General features: G+C 46.1%; 11 protein-coding genes and 1 pseudogene. 10 read left to right on the forward strand and 2 right to left on the reverse strand.

Features of this window, described 5'->3' with window-relative positions:
- Window positions 1-1,589, reverse strand: a 1,589-nt coding sequence (gene ltrA, locus QT990_RS21965; RefSeq protein ID WP_333143836.1) for a group II intron reverse transcriptase/maturase, incomplete at its 3' end; no start/stop codon positions are given.
- A gap of 1,310 nt (window positions 1,590-2,899) precedes the next feature.
- On the opposite strand from ltrA, the gene QT990_RS21970 reads away from it, so the two are divergent.
- The 10 genes from QT990_RS21970 (at window position 2,900) to QT990_RS22010 (ending at window position 16,099) form a co-directional block, all read left to right on the forward strand.
- The gene (locus QT990_RS21970) at window positions 2,900-6,619 is read left to right on the forward strand and encodes a response regulator (RefSeq protein ID WP_333143835.1); all 3,720 of its coding nucleotides are present in this window, start codon (window positions 2,900-2,902) and stop codon (window positions 6,617-6,619) included.
- Complete coding sequence (locus QT990_RS21975; RefSeq protein ID WP_333143834.1) at window positions 6,612-6,986, forward strand: response regulator; 375 nt, start codon at window positions 6,612-6,614, stop codon at window positions 6,984-6,986. Before QT990_RS21970 ends, QT990_RS21975 begins: the two co-directional genes overlap by 8 nt.
- Window positions 6,983-8,041, forward strand: a complete 1,059-nt coding sequence (locus tag QT990_RS21980) for an adenylate/guanylate cyclase domain-containing protein (RefSeq protein WP_333143833.1) — start codon at window positions 6,983-6,985, stop codon at window positions 8,039-8,041. Before QT990_RS21975 ends, QT990_RS21980 begins: the two co-directional genes overlap by 4 nt.
- A gap of 84 nt (window positions 8,042-8,125) precedes the next feature.
- Window positions 8,126-8,644 carry a Ycf51 family protein gene (locus QT990_RS21985; RefSeq protein ID WP_333143832.1) on the forward strand — a complete coding sequence of 173 codons (519 nt, stop codon included), beginning with the start codon at window positions 8,126-8,128 and terminating at the stop codon, window positions 8,642-8,644.
- A 104-nt stretch (window positions 8,645-8,748) separates the two neighbouring features.
- Window positions 8,749-10,095 (forward strand): ATP-binding protein, encoded by a 1,347-nt coding sequence (locus tag QT990_RS21990; protein WP_333143831.1) that lies wholly within the window; start codon window positions 8,749-8,751, stop codon window positions 10,093-10,095.
- Window positions 10,092-11,807: a tetratricopeptide repeat protein gene (locus QT990_RS21995; RefSeq protein WP_333143830.1), complete on the forward strand. Its 1,716-nt coding sequence runs from the start codon at window positions 10,092-10,094 to the stop codon at window positions 11,805-11,807. The genes QT990_RS21990 and QT990_RS21995 overlap by 4 nt, the downstream gene beginning before the upstream one ends.
- The gene (locus tag QT990_RS35855; protein WP_445252040.1) at window positions 11,786-11,899 is read left to right on the forward strand and encodes a TPR end-of-group domain-containing protein; all 114 of its coding nucleotides are present in this window, start codon (window positions 11,786-11,788) and stop codon (window positions 11,897-11,899) included. Before QT990_RS21995 ends, QT990_RS35855 begins: the two co-directional genes overlap by 22 nt.
- A 207-nt stretch (window positions 11,900-12,106) precedes the next feature.
- Window positions 12,107-12,871: a Uma2 family endonuclease gene (locus QT990_RS22000; RefSeq protein ID WP_333143829.1), complete on the forward strand. Its 765-nt coding sequence runs from the start codon at window positions 12,107-12,109 to the stop codon at window positions 12,869-12,871.
- A gap of 422 nt (window positions 12,872-13,293) precedes the next feature.
- Window positions 13,294-14,496 (forward strand): tetratricopeptide repeat protein, encoded by a 1,203-nt coding sequence (locus tag QT990_RS22005; protein ID WP_333306020.1) that lies wholly within the window; start codon window positions 13,294-13,296, stop codon window positions 14,494-14,496.
- Window positions 14,497-14,575: 79 nt separating this feature from the next.
- Entirely contained in the window at window positions 14,576-16,099 is a 1,524-nt protein-coding gene (locus tag QT990_RS22010) for a carboxypeptidase M32 (RefSeq protein WP_333306022.1), read from the forward strand.
- Between the two features lie 49 nt (window positions 16,100-16,148).
- Here the strand turns inward: QT990_RS22010 and QT990_RS22015 are convergent.
- Window positions 16,149-17,343, reverse strand: a pseudogene (locus QT990_RS22015) (RNA-guided endonuclease InsQ/TnpB family protein).
- Window positions 17,344-17,520 lie beyond the last annotated feature (177 nt).

The raw sequence follows: 17,520 nt of genomic DNA on the forward strand, positions 1-17,520 counted from the left end.
ACACTGGCATTTGAGCGCTTGCCAGGGGAGTCTTTGAGTTTCCCACTCTCTCGTGCGGCTTCGATTCGCACAACCAGGTCGCCATCGTAAGGACTTTTATCCCCTTTAACTTTCACATAGTCGATACTGCTACACTCGAATTCACTATGCGTTAGTAACCGAAGGGGGTTCGCTCCCTCTTCTCTGGTTGAGAATACCCAGTTATTACCGCCAATGGTGTGCCAATACAGTTGATGTCCTGCCTTGATGTTTCCACAACGGCGTTTTGCCCAACGTCGAAGTTTCAGGTATGTGAGGTTATCTTGTTTAGAGAGTTCTCCAACGGTTTTGGTGTCAGAGTTGGTATAGAAAGAAGTCCATCCCCTTATTACAGGGTTTAAGTCTCTAATTAACGCCGATTGTGGCGATGACCTATGTTTTTTGATGATTCTTCCGATTTCCTCTTGGTGAGCCTTACTTGACTTCTTATTTGGGGTAATGAGTGTGTTAAAACCTAATATTTCACCGTGCGTACTTAAACTGCTTCGATGCTTTCCAGCAGGGTATTGCCGGATGTGATGACCTAAAAAGTCAAAACCAGCTTTACCATCCTCACTTAATTCATTTTTGAAAGTGTGAGTTAGCCTCGTCTTCTCAGGTTTTAATTCTAAACCCATGCCAGCTAACCATTCCGAAATTATCTCTCGGCATCTTTGGATTACGGCTTTTTCTTCACATAGAATCACAAAGTCATCGGCATATCGGATTATGTTCGGACTGCCTATTTGTTTGCCAAATATGGAAAGTGATTTCCTTATCCATCCACTTTGTGCAGATGGAAACTCTTTTTCTATGCGTTGCTCCAAACCGTGGAGGGCAATGTTTGCCAGTAACGGAGAAATGACCCCACCCTGTGGCGTACCCTCAGATGTAGCAGTGAACGCTCCATCGTCAATTACTCCAGACTTTAGCCAGGATTTTAATTGTCTCCTGACCTTGCCTTTTATGTTCAACTTTTGGAGTAGTTCATAATGGTTAATACGGTCAAAACACTTGGCTATGTCTGCATCTAGTACAAACTTCGCCTTATGTTGAATACAGAATTTAATCTGCTTAATCGCATCGTGGCATGACCTGCCTGGTCTAAAACCATAGCTGTTTGGCTCAAAAATTGCCTCCCATTCCGGCTCAAGTACGGATTTTACTACGGCTTGTAAAGCTCTGTCATACATTACAGGTATACCCAGGGGGCGTTTTTCATTACTTCCTGGTTTTGGAATCCAAACTCTTCTTGTTGGTTTTGATTTTCCAGTTAGCTTTAATTCCCTTGCCAGTTCTAGACGAGCTGCTGGGGATAAGCTTTTTAGCCCGTCCACTCCTGCCGTCTTTTTTCCCTGGTTGTCCTGAGTGACCCTTCTTACTGACAAAATCTTATTAGACCAAGACCTCATCAGCGTCTTTTGAAGTTTACGAACTTTCTTGACATCTCCACAACGGGAAGCAGCGAAAATGCGTTTTTGCAACTTGAAAACATATCTTTCGGCTTGACGCCAATTAATAGTTTTCCATCCCTCTGTATTCGTTTCCAAATCAGATTTAGGCTTGTTCATTACTAATTGCACCTTTTCACTTAATCACCTTCGCGGTTTACGTCAGCATATCCTGGGCATTACCCCATCCCTTTTTCGGCATTACCTGTTATTTCAGGTTAGGCATTGGCTTCTTAAACCATCCCAGCCTTTCGCAGCGTGTAGCCTGACAGCCTACCTCAACAATCGATTTGAAGAGGAACATACAAAAGGATTACTTCGTTCCTACTATCCATTGATTAAATCCGTTAGGGTTTGTCTGTCCGCCGGGGTTCTAGGTGATGCGCTATCTCGGTTGTAAAATCCTGATAGTCCTTACCCTTGTCAGATGTTCCTGACCCAGAAGTTCAGATTTCTCTGATGAGCTTATATCCTCTAGGCATATTTTACGGCGGTTATATCGACAATTCGCTAGCTTGCGCTTCTACCCCACGACTTCATTACTTTCGCAATGATTCGGTTAGAGGATTTTTGCTGGCGTTGTCGGTATTCAGCTATCCCGATTGTACGCTTTCACCCCCGCTTTACATAAAGTTTGTCATTCTTTATGTAGGGGAAACCAAATTCATATCTGGTTCCTTGTGTGCTTTCAATCACGCATCATGATGTCAGGACTTGATTTATTTTGGATTTTAGTTATGATGTTGGTTGGCACCTTCATCTTTCCTGTTTTCCCCTAGTTGTCTTAGCTAGATACTCGACTAGGTTTTCTCACCTGCATGGATAATAAGTTGTCGGCAATAGGGGATTAAAGTGCGAACTCTAACCCTGATGGGCTTACCCTATCGCTGCTAGCCATCCCCCTTTTAAGGTTTCGGCTAAACGAATCGCACTCACAACAATATAATACCATTATTGTTTATAATTGCTTATAAACTCAATGAAGTTTTACAATACTCCGAACAGTTTTTCTCTGGCCCAATGGCTGATTCTCGCTTGACTTCGATCGACTGTGGATAATTAAATCAATGTCGGCTCCACACCGGGATTGCATTTAATTCGACTTTTTTAGTGCTCCTTGCCCCGCGTAAGCTTGTAGTATCGTTCCCCCAACTTTCCTGAGTATTGACTCGATCAGATGATATTATTATTTTTGAGCCGGCTGCCGACATTCAGAAGATTGGTTTGTACACAACCCTTAAAAGTTATGAGAATTAATATAATTAGCCGAGTTGGAAAGATTTTGGAGAGCCGAGATGATCCGTCGGCTTCTCAATAAAATCTGTTAGAGATTTCGATCGCGTACTTGTCCCCTAACCGTATACCTACGTATATATATTATTAATTAAAAAGATATACTGTAGAAAGTTGCCTACAAAGCGCCAGAAAATATGCACCCCCACCTCCAGCGCCAACTCGAACAGCTTGGTTTAGTCGGCGAGTCTCCCCCTCCCACTGCTGAGCAGTGGCAGCTTTTATTAGAGCAGGTAAGTTCTAGCTATGACAAAGTTCAGAGTCAGCAAGAACTTCAGCAGCAGGATTGCTTGAACTCAGAGACGGTGCCGTTAAAGGATTTAACCCACTCGCCCCAGTCCCCTCAAGACTCTCCAACAGCTTCAGAATTCGATCGACTGCGGGCGAGTGTCAACAGTTTGGGGGCGGGATTGTGTATCCTTGACGCGAAGGGCTGTGTAATCTCGGTGAATCCAGAGGCCGAACGCTTGCTGGGGTGGCGAGAGTCGGAACTTGCAGGCGTTTCTCTGCTAGAGCGCATCGGGAAGCAAAAGGAAGGCCACAAATCCCAAGTTTTGACGGAGCCGAAACAGTCGCCCAGCAAGAGTGAAGATAGGCCGATCGCACCTACACTAGATTTACAACAGGCGATCGCTTCCCGTCAACCTTGCAACAACTGGGACGACGAGTTTTTGTGTCGCGACGGCAAGATTTTACCAGTTTCCTATTTTTTCCATCCCGCATTTGAGGGCAGCGAAATATCAGTCTTGGTGTTTTTTGACCTTTTTGACATTAGAGAACACAAGCAATCGCTCTCGATACTGCAAGCAGTTCTAAAATCTACAGATGCAGGAATTCTGGCCGTTGACATCAACGGCAATGTATGCAATTATAATCAGAAATTTCTAGAGCTGTGGGGTTTGTCCGCCAGCCAAGGAAAGTTGAGCCGATCGACCTTCGGCCCAGTCAAAAACACGATCGAAACAGGATTCCCATTCGACAGGGAACAATTAAAAGACCCGCAAGGATTTCTCCAAAACGTGCTCAAAGTGTCGGCAGATTCAGATACTCAAATCAGCGAATTATTAGAATTTAAAGACGGAAAAATTATTGAATTAAATTCGTTGCCATCAAAAGTAGGAGCGAAAACAGTCGGTAGAGTCTGGATCTTTCGAGACGTTACCGAACTCAAAAAAGTAGAACAATCTTTGCAGTATCGAATAGAATTCGCTCAGTTGATTGCCCGTTTGTCAACCGATTTCATCAGCCAGCCCTTATCAGAAATAGACAAAGGCATCGATCGAACCCTGGAAGCGATCGCCACATTGAGCGGGTTTAACCGCAGTTACATCTACCTGTTATCATTCGACAAAACCCGCGCCGACAAAACCTACGAGTGGTGCGGCGAAGGCATTCCGGCAGTCAAAAACAGCACCGACAAACCAATAGACACCGCACAAATCCCTTGGATTGCAGAAAAGCTCGATCGCGCCGAATGCCTTTATATTCCAGAAATCGGCGAACTCCCGCCCTCAGCAATCGCCGAAATTGCCTATTTTCTCGGTCAAAATCCAGCCCAATTCCAGACAGAATCCCCATCCCAAACAGTCAATCAAACAGCAACCGCCTCAATACCTTCGATTGGGACTTCCCTCAATAATTTAGAATCCCAAAAACCGCTAAAAAATAGCCACTCACTGATAATTATCCCCCTAATTTCGAGGAAAAACCTAGTAGGAATTCTCGGATTCGATGGCTTAAAGCAAACAGCAGGTCGAGCAACCGAAATATCCACACAGCTAAACATGGTAGGAGAAATGCTCGCCAATGCCCTAGAGCGCAAGCGAGCAGAAGCAGCCTTGAGACAATCCGAAACAAAATACCGCAGCATCTTTGAAAACGCAGTCGAAGGCATATTCCAGACCACCCCAGACGGGCGCTACCTCAGTGGCAATAGCGCACTAGCCCGAATTTACGGCTACGAATCCTGTACCCAAATGCTCGCCGAACTCACCGAGATCAACCGCCAACTTTACGTAGACCCCAATCGGCGCGCCGAGTTTATGGCCCTATTGGGCGCGCGCCGCCAAGTGTCAAAATTTGAATCCCAAATATACCGCCGAGACGGTAGCACGATCTGGATTTCTGAAAACGCGCGCAGCATCTGCGACGAAAACGGCAGGATTTTGTACTACGAAGGCACAGTCCAAGACATCACCGATCGCAAACAGGCAGAATCCGCCTTGCAGTCGGCCCTAGAAGCAGCAGAATCAGCCAACAGGGCAAAAAGCACATTTCTCGCCAACATGAGCCACGAACTTCGCACACCCCTCAATGCCATCATCGGCTACAGCGAAATGCTCCAAGAAGAAGCCGAAGAATTGGGCGATGAAGCTTTCGTCCCTGACCTCGAAAAAATCTGCAGCGCCGGCAAACACCTGCTGTCGATGATCGACGACATCCTAGATATCTCTAAAATTGAAGCAGGTCGAATGGATCTCTACTTAGAAACCTTCGACATCCATACCTTAATTGAAAGTGCAGTTGCCACGGCCAGGCCGCTGGTCGAGAAAAACGGTAATACCCTAGAAGTGTACTGTCCAGACAACCTCGACACCATGCACGCGGACATGACCAAAGTGCGGCAAGTGCTGCTTAACTTGCTCAGCAACGCTGCCAAGTTCACACAAAACGGGAGAATTTCGATCGGAGTGGAAAGAATTAAAAATGAACAATTAAAAATGAAAAATCAAGAGGAATCTTCCCAAATTTTAATTTCCAACTCCGAATTTTTAAGTTTCCGCGTCGCCGACACCGGCATCGGCATGACACAAGAGCAATTGGAGCGAGTTTTCCAACCTTTCACCCAAGCTGATGCCTCGACTACCCGCGAGTACGGTGGCACCGGTTTGGGACTAGCAATCAGCCAGCGCTTCTGTCAGATGATGGGCGGCAGCATTGAGGTCAGCAGCACCTCGGGCTCCGGCACTACTTTCACCGTGATCTTGCCCAGCGCCATCAAACAGCCGGAAATCCCCAACAACGTCCACGACAGCACTAGCCCTCCCGACGCCCCCGCTGTCGGCACGGTGCTGGTAGTGGACGACGACCCGATCTCGCGGGATTTAATCCAGCGCACCCTCAGTCGGCAAGGACTGCACGTAGAAGTCGCAGGCGGCGGCGAGCAAGCTCTCCGGCTCGCTAAGCAACTACGGCCAGACGCCATTACCCTGGATGTGATCATGCCCGGAATGGACGGCTGGGCGGTACTCTCAGCGCTGAAGGCAGATCCTGAGCTTGCCGAAATTCCCGTAATCCTGCTATCCTTTGTGGGCAACAAAAGCCTCGGCTTTGCATTGGGTGCCTCGGACTACCTCACCAAACCAGTGGACGGCAAACGGCTGGCTGCCTTGTTGAACAAGTACCGACGCGACCAAGACGGCGTTGCAAGTAACAATTTGACCTGTGAAATTCTAATTGTGGAAGACGACGTTGCCACGCGCGAAATACTGCGATGCGTACTAGAAACACAAGGCTGGGCAGTAACGGAAGCTGACAGCGGACGCGCTGCTCTCGATCGGCTAAAAGTTGCTCGCCCGCACCTGATATTACTGGATTTGATGTTGCCAGAAATGGATGGTTTTGAGTTGATCGGGGAAATTCGCAAATCCCATTCGGGAGATCCTATACCGATTGTTGTGCTCACGGGGAAAAACTTGACACAGGCCGAAAGCCAGCAGCTAAACGGCTACGTCGAGCGGGTACTACAAAAGGGAGTCTACAGTTGCGATACTTTGTTGCGCGATGTTCGCTCTATAGTAAATGACAGGCTCGATCGCAGGTACGACTCGAAAGGCAAGGAGAACACCAATGGCTAAAATCCTGTTGGTCGAAGATAACGAAATGAATAGGGATATGCTTTCCAGGCGTCTGGCCCGCAAGGGACACGAGGTCTTTATTGCTGTTGACGGTGCTGAGGGAGTGTCGATGGCGCTCGCGAAAGTACCGGATTTGATTCTGATGGATATGAGTCTGCCAGTGCTCGACGGGTGGCAAGCAACGCAGCAAATTAAGGCGGCTTCTGAAACTAGCACGATTCCGGTGATTGCGCTGACGGCTCACGCAATGGCGGGCGATCGTGAAAAGTGTATTGCCGCCGGCTGCGACGACTACGACACCAAACCGGTCGAGTTTCCTCGACTTTTGGGTAAGATTGAACTGCTTCTAAAAAAGGCTATGACATGAAAGGTGACGAGGGCAGCGTGCTGGTTGTTGACGACAATGAGGTAAACCGCGATTTGCTGGCCCGCCGACTTCAGCGTCAAGGCCACGTGGTGACTGTTGCTGAAGATGGTCTGCAAGCTCTGGAAATGTTGCGAAGCGATCCTTTTGATTTAGTTCTCCTAGACATTATGATGCCGCAAATGAACGGCTATCAGGTGCTGGAAAATCTGAAGGCGGACGAGAAGTTGCGCCATATCCCGGTGATTATGATTTCGGCGGTGGACGATATCGACAGTATCGTCCGGTGTATAGAGTTGGGGGCGGAGGATTATCTTTCTAAACCGTTCAATCCGGTATTGCTCAAGGCTCGAATTAGCGCTTGTCTGGAAAAGAAGCGGCTGCGGGATAAGGAACAGGCCTATTTACATGAGTTGGCTCAGGAAAAGGAAAAGTCCGAGCGTTTGCTGTTAAATATTTTACCGAGGGCGATCGCGCAGCGCCTGAAACACGGGGAAATTACGATCGCCGACAGTTTCGCTGAGGTAACAGTGATGTTTGCCGATTTGGTCGGTTTTACTAAGCTTTCGGCTCATTTATCGCCGGCCCAATTGGTGGAGTTGCTCAACGAAATTTTTTCGGCTTTTGACGAGTTGGCCGAGCGCTACGGACTTGAGAAAATTAAGACGATCGGCGATGCTTATATGGTGGTTGGCGGTTTGCCCACGCCCAGCGACGACCACGCCGAGTCGATCGCGGAAATGGCGCTGGAAATTCAAGCAGCAATGACTAAGATACATACCAAGGGAGGTCAGCCGCTCAGCATCCGCATCGGCATCCACACAGGCCCGGTGGAAGCTGGGGTAATCGGTACTAAAAAATTTACTTACGATTTGTGGGGAGATACGGTAAATACAGCTTCCCGGATGGAATCTCAAGGCGTCCCCGGCAGCATTCAGGTGACAGTTGCTACCTACGAGCGCTTGCGGGGTAAGTACGTTTTTGAGGAGCGCGGCATCATTCCAGTGAAGGGGAAAGGCGATATGATGACTTATCTGCTTGTGGCCCGAAACGCTTAATTAATCATTGGGCATTGGGCATCGGGTATCGGTAACTAATATCCACAGTCAACAGTCAACAGTCAACAGTCAACAAATCATCAAATGAGCGTAAATTCTAATCTCTTAATGTACGCCCAATGGGCGGGAATTCTGACAGTAGCTTTGGCTATTTTAACAGTTATAGCATTTATCTTCAAATGGGGTTTTCGCTTCCGATTGGTAGGAGTGACAAGCTTTATGGGCGTGATTGCTGCGAGTATATTCGGTCTCGGTTTGGGACTGTTTTCCCGTACAGAAATTCCGGGTGCGGTGCGCTATTCTTTAGTTTACGATACTGGCGGCGCTCAAACAGTAGTTACTGTGCCACCTACGATCACGGAATCAGAATTAGAAGCAACGATGCAGCAAGCGGCTGCGGATTTGTACTCTCCAGGGCGCTCTGGGCGCGGTAGAGACTACATGACAATCCGGGTTCGTACAGTGGTACATCCTGAACCGGGGCTGTCGCAGCCGCTGTTTTTGGGCGAAGTGAGGCGATCGCTCGCGACTCGTTATGATGAGAAAATGGCGATCGAAATTTTCCCCGAAAAAGTTGCTATTCTGAAAAAATATCAAGCCTGATAAATCCTGTAGGGGCGGGTTTTACAAACAAAAATTGCCTCAAACCGACAATCTCAAAAACCCGCCCCCACCAACGACAAATCTACTATAAACAATATAAAATTATGACTCAAGAATCCGAAAAATTAATAACGAACCTCTACAATGCCTTTGACCCATTCTATCCTTTGCCCGCAAATGATCCGCAGTATGTTGACTGTCAGGAAGCGCGAGGAGATGGGAATATTATAGAAGATTTGGGCATAAAGATTCAGCGGCGATCGGAACGGATGACTTGTCAGTTATATACTGGACATCGCGGTGCGGGAAAATCAACAGAATTGCTGCGACTTCAACAATATTTACAAACAAAAGGCTGTTTTGTAGTCTATTTCGCCGCCGAAGAAGAAGATATCGATCCAGAAGATACTGAATATACCGATATTCTCCTCGCTTGTACCAAACATTTATTGAAAAAACTTAGCTCAAACTCTAAATCTCAAGCTTTATTAAATTGGGTAAAAAGTCGAGGAAATGAATTAAAAGATTTGGCCCAAATGGAAGTAAACCTTGATTCTATCAGTCTAGAATCTCAAATTACTTTGTTTACCAAACTCACGGCAAATATTAAAGCTGTACCAAGTTTGCGCCAAGAAATTCGCCGCAAAATAAACCCTCACACAACAACTTTAATTACTGCGCTAAATGAATACATTGCTGGCGCTAAACAAAATCTGCCTCAAGGCTATACTCAACTAGCAGTTATTGTGGATAATTTAGACAGAATCGTGATATTGAATGGCTCTGAAGGCAGCAACAATCATGATGACATTTTTATCAACCGCTGCGAACAACTTAAAGGATTAGATTGTCACGTTATCTATACTTTGCCAATTTCCATGATGTATTCCGATCGTGCCAATGAGTTAGCCTCCAATTACGATAACACTGAAATTTTGCCGATGATTATGGTGCGAACTCGTGATGGCAATATCTACGAACCAGGATTGAATAAAATGAAAGAGTTGATTTGTAAACGAGTCAGCCCTTTTTCTCCTAACTTGTCTCTGGAAACTGGACTGTTTGAAAACCTAGAAATACTCAATCAAATTTGCTTGATGAGTGGCGGTCATGTCCGAAATATGTTACAGTTAATGGAAGAAGCTATTCAGCGTACTGAAGAATTGCCGATTTCTCCAAAAGCCGTGCAAAGAGCTATTACAAAAGCACGAGATCCTTTTCGCAGAAATGTAAACGATGGAGAATGGAAAATTTTAGCTGAGGTTTCACGCTCAAAAGAAATCAAAAATGAGGATGAATGCCGCAAGTTATTGTTTAACCGCTGTATTTTGGAATACCGTTACTTTGATGAAGCAGGTGAAATCCAGTATTGGCATGACGTTCACCCGCTGATTAAAGGAATTAAGCAATTTCAAGATAGTCTTGCACAACTTCCAGAAATTGAGCCATGACTCCAGAAATAATTGATTGGGATGCCGATTTACCGCCAGCAACAGCAGAGGAAGAATATGAGTCTCTGCTACGCACTCTCAAACGGACGAATGGTTTCCGGTTGTTGTTTGTTGAGTGTGTGCCGGCGGAGGGGGAACGATTGATTACGCAAGTTCGAGAAGATTTATCCCAGAAAAAGATTCAGGTGTTACCGCTGGATAAGTCTGTTTATAATTTTTATAAGATAATTGAAGATTTGCCAAAGCGAGATGAAATTAATATTTTGTTTGTGACAGGCTTAGAATATTCACTTTATGAGTATGAACAAGAAAAAAGAGAACTGGGATGGAAAAGTGAGGAAATTTATTCCTATAGTTGGCGGGGTGTGCCACCTGTTTTGATCAATCTCAACCAGCAGCGGGAAAGATTTAGAGATAATTTTAATATTTGTTTTGTGTTTATCTTACCTCGTTTTGCAGTTAATTATTTGATTGAACGAGCACCGGATTTCTTTGATTGGCGATCGAGCTTATTTAAGTTGTCGATGGATAAAGAAAGCTTGCAAGCCGAATCAATGCAAGCTTGTTCGGAGAGACGGAAGCTAGAAGAATATCTAGCTTTGACTCCTGAAGCACGGAAACGCGAATTGGTCAGGCTTCAAGGTTTAATTGATGAGGATGGGCAAACACCTGAACAAAAAGCTGAATTGTTTGGTGAACAGGCTTTATTGTATCTCTCTGCTGAAGATTACGCAAAGGCGATTGCCTTTTACGACAAAGCCTTAGAATTCAAACCTGATAAACACGACGCCTGGTACAATCGGGGATCTGGACTGGATGATTTAGGCAGACTAGAAGAAGCGATCGCCTTCTACGACAAAGTCTTAGAATTCAAACCAAATTCACACGAAACCTGGTACCATCGTGGCTCTACACTGGTTAATTTAGGCAGGCTAGAAGAAGCGATCGCCTCCTATGACAAAGCCTTAGAAATCAAACCTGATAAACACGAAGCCTGGTACAATCGGGGCATTGCACTGGGTAACTTAGGAAGATTAGAAGAAGAGATCGCCTCCTATGACAAAGCCTTAGAAATTCAACCAGATGACCACGAAGCCTGGTACAATCGGGGCATTGCACTGGATAATTTAGGCAGATGGGAAGAAGCGATCGCCTCCTATGACAAAGCCTTAGAAATTCAACCAGATGACCACGCAGCCTGGTACAATCGGGGCATTGCACTGGATAATTTAGGCAGATGGGAAGAAGCGATCGCCTCCTACGACAAAGCCTTAGAATTTAAACCTGATAAACACGAAGTCTGGAATAATCGGGGTAATGCACTGGATGATTTAGGCAGGCTAGAAGAAGCGATATCCTCCTACGACAAAGCCTTAGAATTTAAACCAGATGACCACGCAGTCTGGTACAATCGGGGGATTACAATGGGTAAGTTAGGCAGGCTAGAAGAAGCGATCGCCTCCTACGACAAAGCCTTAGAATTCAAACCTGATAAACAGGACGCCTGGTACAATCGGGGCTATGCACTGGGTAATTTGGGCAGGCTAGAAGAAACCATCGCCTCCTTCGACAAAGCCTTAGAATTCAAACCTGATAAAGATAAAGCCTGGTACAATATCAAACATCTCAGATTTATCATCTGGCTTGCTTTCATGCGTTGCACAGTCAGATCGATCGAGCGATTCAAAATTTGCAGCAAGCCATCAATCTGAATCCTGACACATACCGAAAACTGGCAAAAACTGACTCAGTTTTTGACAGCTTTCGATCGCATACTCGGTTTCAAGCCTTGATTCAAGAATAGGGATTTGCCCTTGGGCGGGGCGGGTTTATGAGATTGTCGGTTTTAGGCAATTATTGTTGGTAAAACCCGCCCCTACAGCATCAAAAACACTCTTATTATTTCTTAGTCCGCGCAGGCGGACTTGGTTTGTATAGACGCGGTTTAAACCGCCGAATTATCTGAATAAATAGTACAATTAAACCTAGATACTTCTCGGAGACAACGACTATGCAAGTCACAACCCAAGAAATCATTTATCCTTCCAGCGACGGTCAACCAATGGCAGAAAGCACAATTCAATATGAATTAATTGTCAAAATCAAAGAAGGTTGCGAATCGCTGTTTAAAGATGACCCAAACGTTTTTGTAGCTGCCGATTTACTGTGGTATCCCGTTGAGGGGAAACCTGAAATTTCTCAAGCACCTGATACGATGGTGATATTTGGAAGGCCAAAGGGCGATCGCCCTTCCTACATACAACATCGAGAGGATAATATTGGCCCTCAAGTCGTTTTTGAGATTCGCTCCCACAACGACAGCAATACTAAAATGAATAAAAAACTTTCATTTTACCAGCGTCATGGGGTTGAGGAGTATTACCTTTACGATCCACAAATAAATGAACTGGAAGGTTGGCAAAGAATTGAGGGAAATTTAGAAGTTATTGAGCCGATGGAGGGATGGATTAGTCCGAGATTAGGTGTGCGATTTGAGTTGGGAGAAGATGGGTTAGAAATTTATCGACCTAATGGAGAAAAGTTTCTTTCCTATGCGGAATTAGAAGAAGAGAGATTATTAGATCGTCAGCGCCTACAACAAGAGTCTCAAAGAGCCGAACAAGCCAATCAAAGAGCTGAACAAGCCAATCAAAGAGCTGAACAAGCCAATCAAAGAGCAGAACAAGCAGATCAAAGGGCCGAAGAAGCAAATCAAATTGCTCAACGTTTAGCAGCTAAACTGCGCGAATTGAACATCGATCCAGATAGCATTTAACCCCGAATAAATGCTCAGAAGGCCGGTTTGTTTGAAAAATGTGGTTTGTGGCGATCGCGCTTATTTGTGCTTTTAACGTAATCCTGTCAGCCCGATCGCCCTTTCCTCTTTTCTACCCAGTCAATCGATTGCGCGATTTTAGATTTTAGATTTTAGATTTTAGAATTGAAGCATTGACCCCACGGATAAATTCGGGGGCTTGCATCCTGGATGGTTTCGGTCAGCTCAAAAAAATAGTATTAATCTATACCTACCAATCCCAGCTCTAGAAGTATAATAAAAAAAATTGAAAAAGTCCCAAAATTCCTGTAAAATTGCCATAAATAACCAAATAGGATCGATCAAAAGCACTCAAAGGCGAAAAAGATCGCATATAAAAAAGAAAAGAATCAATTAGACAGAAAATAATGAGGTGAAACCCCTTGCAAAAATTAGCCAGCATAGAAAAGCCGATCGACTCAGGGGAAAAATCCATAGCAGTCAATACCCAAAAGGCTCAAACCTTGTACGAACGCGGCAACGCCCTAGAAGCAATGGGACGATTCCAAGCTGCGATCGAATCTTGGGAAGAAGCGATCGAACTTGAACCAAAATTTTATGAAGCGTGGTACAACCAAGGCGTAGCCCTCAAAAAATTGGGCCAGCTAGAAGAAGCGATCGCAGCCTACAACCAATCCCTAAAAATCAAACCAAACAATCCCGAAGCGTGGTATAATCGGGCCAACGTTTTGCGGAAGCTCAACAGACTCTCAGAAGCGATCGCATCCTACGAAAAGGCGATCCAACTCAATCCCAGCTACCCCGAAGCTTGGACGAACCGCGGCAACACCCTCGTCAGCTTAGAAAAATTATCAGAAGCGATCTCCTCCTACGAGAAAGCTATAGCCATCAAACCAGACTACTGCGAAGCTTGGTACAACAAAGCATTTGCCCTGAGAAAATCCGACCAAAATACAGCCGCGATCGCCTCCTTCGACAAAGCGATCGAACTCAAACCAGACTTGCATCAAGCCTGGTACAACCGCGGCTTAGCCCTAGCCGATGAAAAACTCTACCCGGAAGCCGTCGCCTCCTACGACAAAACCCTGCAACTGCGCCCGAATTCCGCCGAAGCCTGGAACAAACGCGGCAGGGCGATCGCACAAATGGGACAATTTGAAGAAGCGATCGCATCCTGGGACAAAGCCCTCGCACTCAAGCCAAACGACAGCGAAACCTTTTACAACCGCGGCTTAGCCTTCGCCAACTTACAACGCTTTGAAGAAGCAATAGCCTCTTGGGACAAAACCGTAGAGTTGCAGCCAGACAACACCGAAGCCTGGTACAACCGCGCCGTCGCCCTCAAAAAAATTCAACGATTTAGCGAAGCGATCGCCTCCTACGATAAAATCATCGCACTCAAACCCGACGATCCAAACCTGTACTATCAAAAAGCTTGCCTTTACGCCCTGGAAAAAGAAGCAGGCGAGCTCACAAACAGCCAGGAACTTGTAGCCTGCAGCATCGGGCGGGCGATCGAAAACTTATCCAAGGCGATCGAACTCAATCCGCATAAATACCGGAAATTGTGCAAAAATGACTCTAAATTGCGTACAATACGGGAAGAAGTGCGGTTTTTAGCTTGATTTCAGGGTAGCTATGATTGATGGATACGGATGCCGCACCGCAACCTTTGTAGGCAAAACAGCACCATAAACCCCAATCATGCAAACCCTAGATAAAACTCAAGCAAAATTCGCTCAACTGGCAGCCCACCTCAGAGAAGTTACGGACATCGAATCAGCCTCGTCGTTGCTGCATTGGGATCAATCAACTTATATGCCCGCCAAAGGTGCAACTGCCAGAGGCCGCCAGTTGGCTACTCTCAAACAAATATCCCACGAAAAATTTACAGATCCAAAAATAGGTGAACTCCTAGAAGACTTGCGTTTCTACGAACAAACCCTCCCCTACGACTCCACCGCAGCCAGCCTGATCCGCATAGCCCGCAGAGACTACGATCGCGCCGCCAGAGTCCCCGCAACCTTCATGTCCGCACTCTGCCGCCACCAAGCCGACTGCTACGAAGCTTGGGCCGCTGCCAGGGCAGCCAACAACTTCGCAGCCGTTGAGCCGTATCTCGAAAAAACCCTAGAATTAAGCAGGCAATACGCCGACTTTTTCCCCGGTTACGAACACATCGCCGATCCGTTGATCGATCGTAGCGACTACGGCATGAAAGTATCCCTGCTGCGCCCGCTTTTCGCCCAACTGCGTCAAGAATTAGTGCCGATAGTCGAAGCCATCACCTCGCAACCTCCCGCCGACGACTCCTGCTTGCACCAAGACTTCCCCGAATTCCAACAACTAGAATTCACTCGCAAAGTTGTAGAACGCATGGGGTTCGACTTCCAACGGGGACGGCAAGACACCACCCTGCACCCGTTCATGACCAACTTCTCCATAGACGACGTGCGAATTACCACCCGCGTCTATGAAGACCACTTGGATCAAGCACTCTTCAGCAGCATCCACGAAGCCGGACACGCCCTCTACGAACTCGGAAATTCCCCGGAATTTGAGGGCACGCTTCTGGCTGGTGGCATTTCCTCCGGCGTGCACGAAAGTCAATCGCGACTTTGGGAAAATTTGGTCGGGCGCAGCCGCGGTTTTTGGGAATGTTTCTACCCGCAACTCCAAGGCGTATTTTTGCGACAGTTGGGACACGTATCCACTGACGCATTTTACCGGGCAATTAACAAAGTCTCGCGATCGCTCATCCGCACCGACGCCGACGAAGTAACCTACAACCTCCACGTCGCCATCCGCTTTGACCTAGAATTGGCAATGGTAGAGGGAAAACTAGCAGTGCGAGACCTCCCCGAAGCCTGGAACGAACGCTATAGAACCGACCTCGGCGTTGTCCCCGCTACCGACAGCGAAGGCGCGATGCAAGATGTTCAGTGGTATGTTGGTATGATCGGCGGAATGTTCCAAGGTTACACCCTCGGCAACTTGATGAGCGCCCAATTCTACGAAACAGCAGTAAAAATCAATCCTGAAATTCCCGTAGAAATAGAACGGGGCAATTTTAGCGTACTCCACAACTGGCTCAAACAAAACATCTACCAGCACGGCCGCAAATACACTGCTGTCGAATTGATCGATCGCGTTACAGGTTCACCTTTAACTATCGATCCCTTTATCCGTTACATTCGCCACAAATACGGGGAGTTTTATGTCATTTGAGGGATAGCAATTTGACACTCCCTGGCCTTAAGGCACAGGGATTCTTGAATCAGCCAGTCGATTTGCTCATTGATGCTGCCATCAAAGAGTAGAGATCAGTCTGTCCGCAAGCGTGGATTTCGGTGTGCCCCACCGTATTTAAATTGATTCCTACCTGTTTCAAGCCCTTTGCCAAAATATTCAGCGCGGCATTATGATCGCGATCTAGTACCGTACCGCAATCACAAATATGGGTTCGAGTTGACAGGGTTTTCTTGACTAGACTGCTGCAATTTGAACACTCTTGCGATGTGTATTGAGGGGCTACAGCACATATTGTTTTGCCGTACACTTTTCCAAAATACTCCAAATAATGATCAAGTTTGTGACCATGCTGCATCGCTAATTGATTTAGCAAGCTTATGGTTTTTAACCATATTTTTGACCTCAAGCTCTTCGTAGGCTACAAAATCGTTAGATTTTACCGCGCCGGGCGTCGTCTTTATGGCGAAGTCTTTACGCTGCCTCGTGACTTTCAGGTGTTTTCTTCCCAACTTATTGATTGCTTTTTTCCGATTGCCCGAACCTTTCTGCTTTCTAGAAACACGTTTCTGCAATCTTTTCAAAGCTTTTTCACTCTTTCGGAGATATCGAGGGTTGGCAACTGTTTCGCCATCGCTATCAGTATAAAAGTGGTTTAGTCCAACGTCTATTCCAATAGCTTTGCCATTAGAAACAGCCTCCTCTTTTCGCTCCCTATTGATACAGAATTGGGCGTAGTATCCATCGGCACGACGTACAACCCTGACTCGCTTAATCTCAGCGGGCGCATAGAAATGCAAGTCCCGGCTACCGATTAACTTGAACTTTCCAGCGGCAAAACCGTCTTTAAATGTCAAGTATCTTTTGTCGGGAGAAAGTTCCCAACCCGAGGTCTTGTATTCGACCGATCGAGTATATTTTTTGAACTGTGGATATCCCTTTTTTCCTGGTTTCTTGGCTTGGCAATTAGCAAAGAAACGTTGGACAGCAAAAATGGCACGTTCCGCCGAAGCCTGACGTGCCATTGAGTTAAGCTTGCCTGCCCATTCAAACTCTTTTGCCATGATGGCGCATTGTTTGTATAAGTCTACCAGCTTAACTCCTTGATTTTCTGTCCAGTATTTTAGAGTCTTGTTTAGGACAAATTGAGCCGTTCTGATCATCTCGTCGATGACCCGATACTGCTCCGCTTTGCCTTTTAATTTAAACTCTAAAACTATCATAGGAATATGATAGCACTTTTACAAAAACTTTTAATTACAAATTCGTATACTCCACAATTATTCATAGTTTGATGAATTAAAGCCGTCCTATAAGGACGGGGCTTTAGACCCAATTTTTTGGTAAAATTGCAGGCTTTTAAATTACCTTTAAAAAAACAGGCGATACTAACTTGTATC

The sequence above is a fragment of the Microcoleus sp. T3_B1 genome (genome assembly GCF_036700445.1).
Lineage (GTDB): Bacteria > Cyanobacteriota > Cyanobacteriia > Cyanobacteriales > Microcoleaceae > Microcoleus.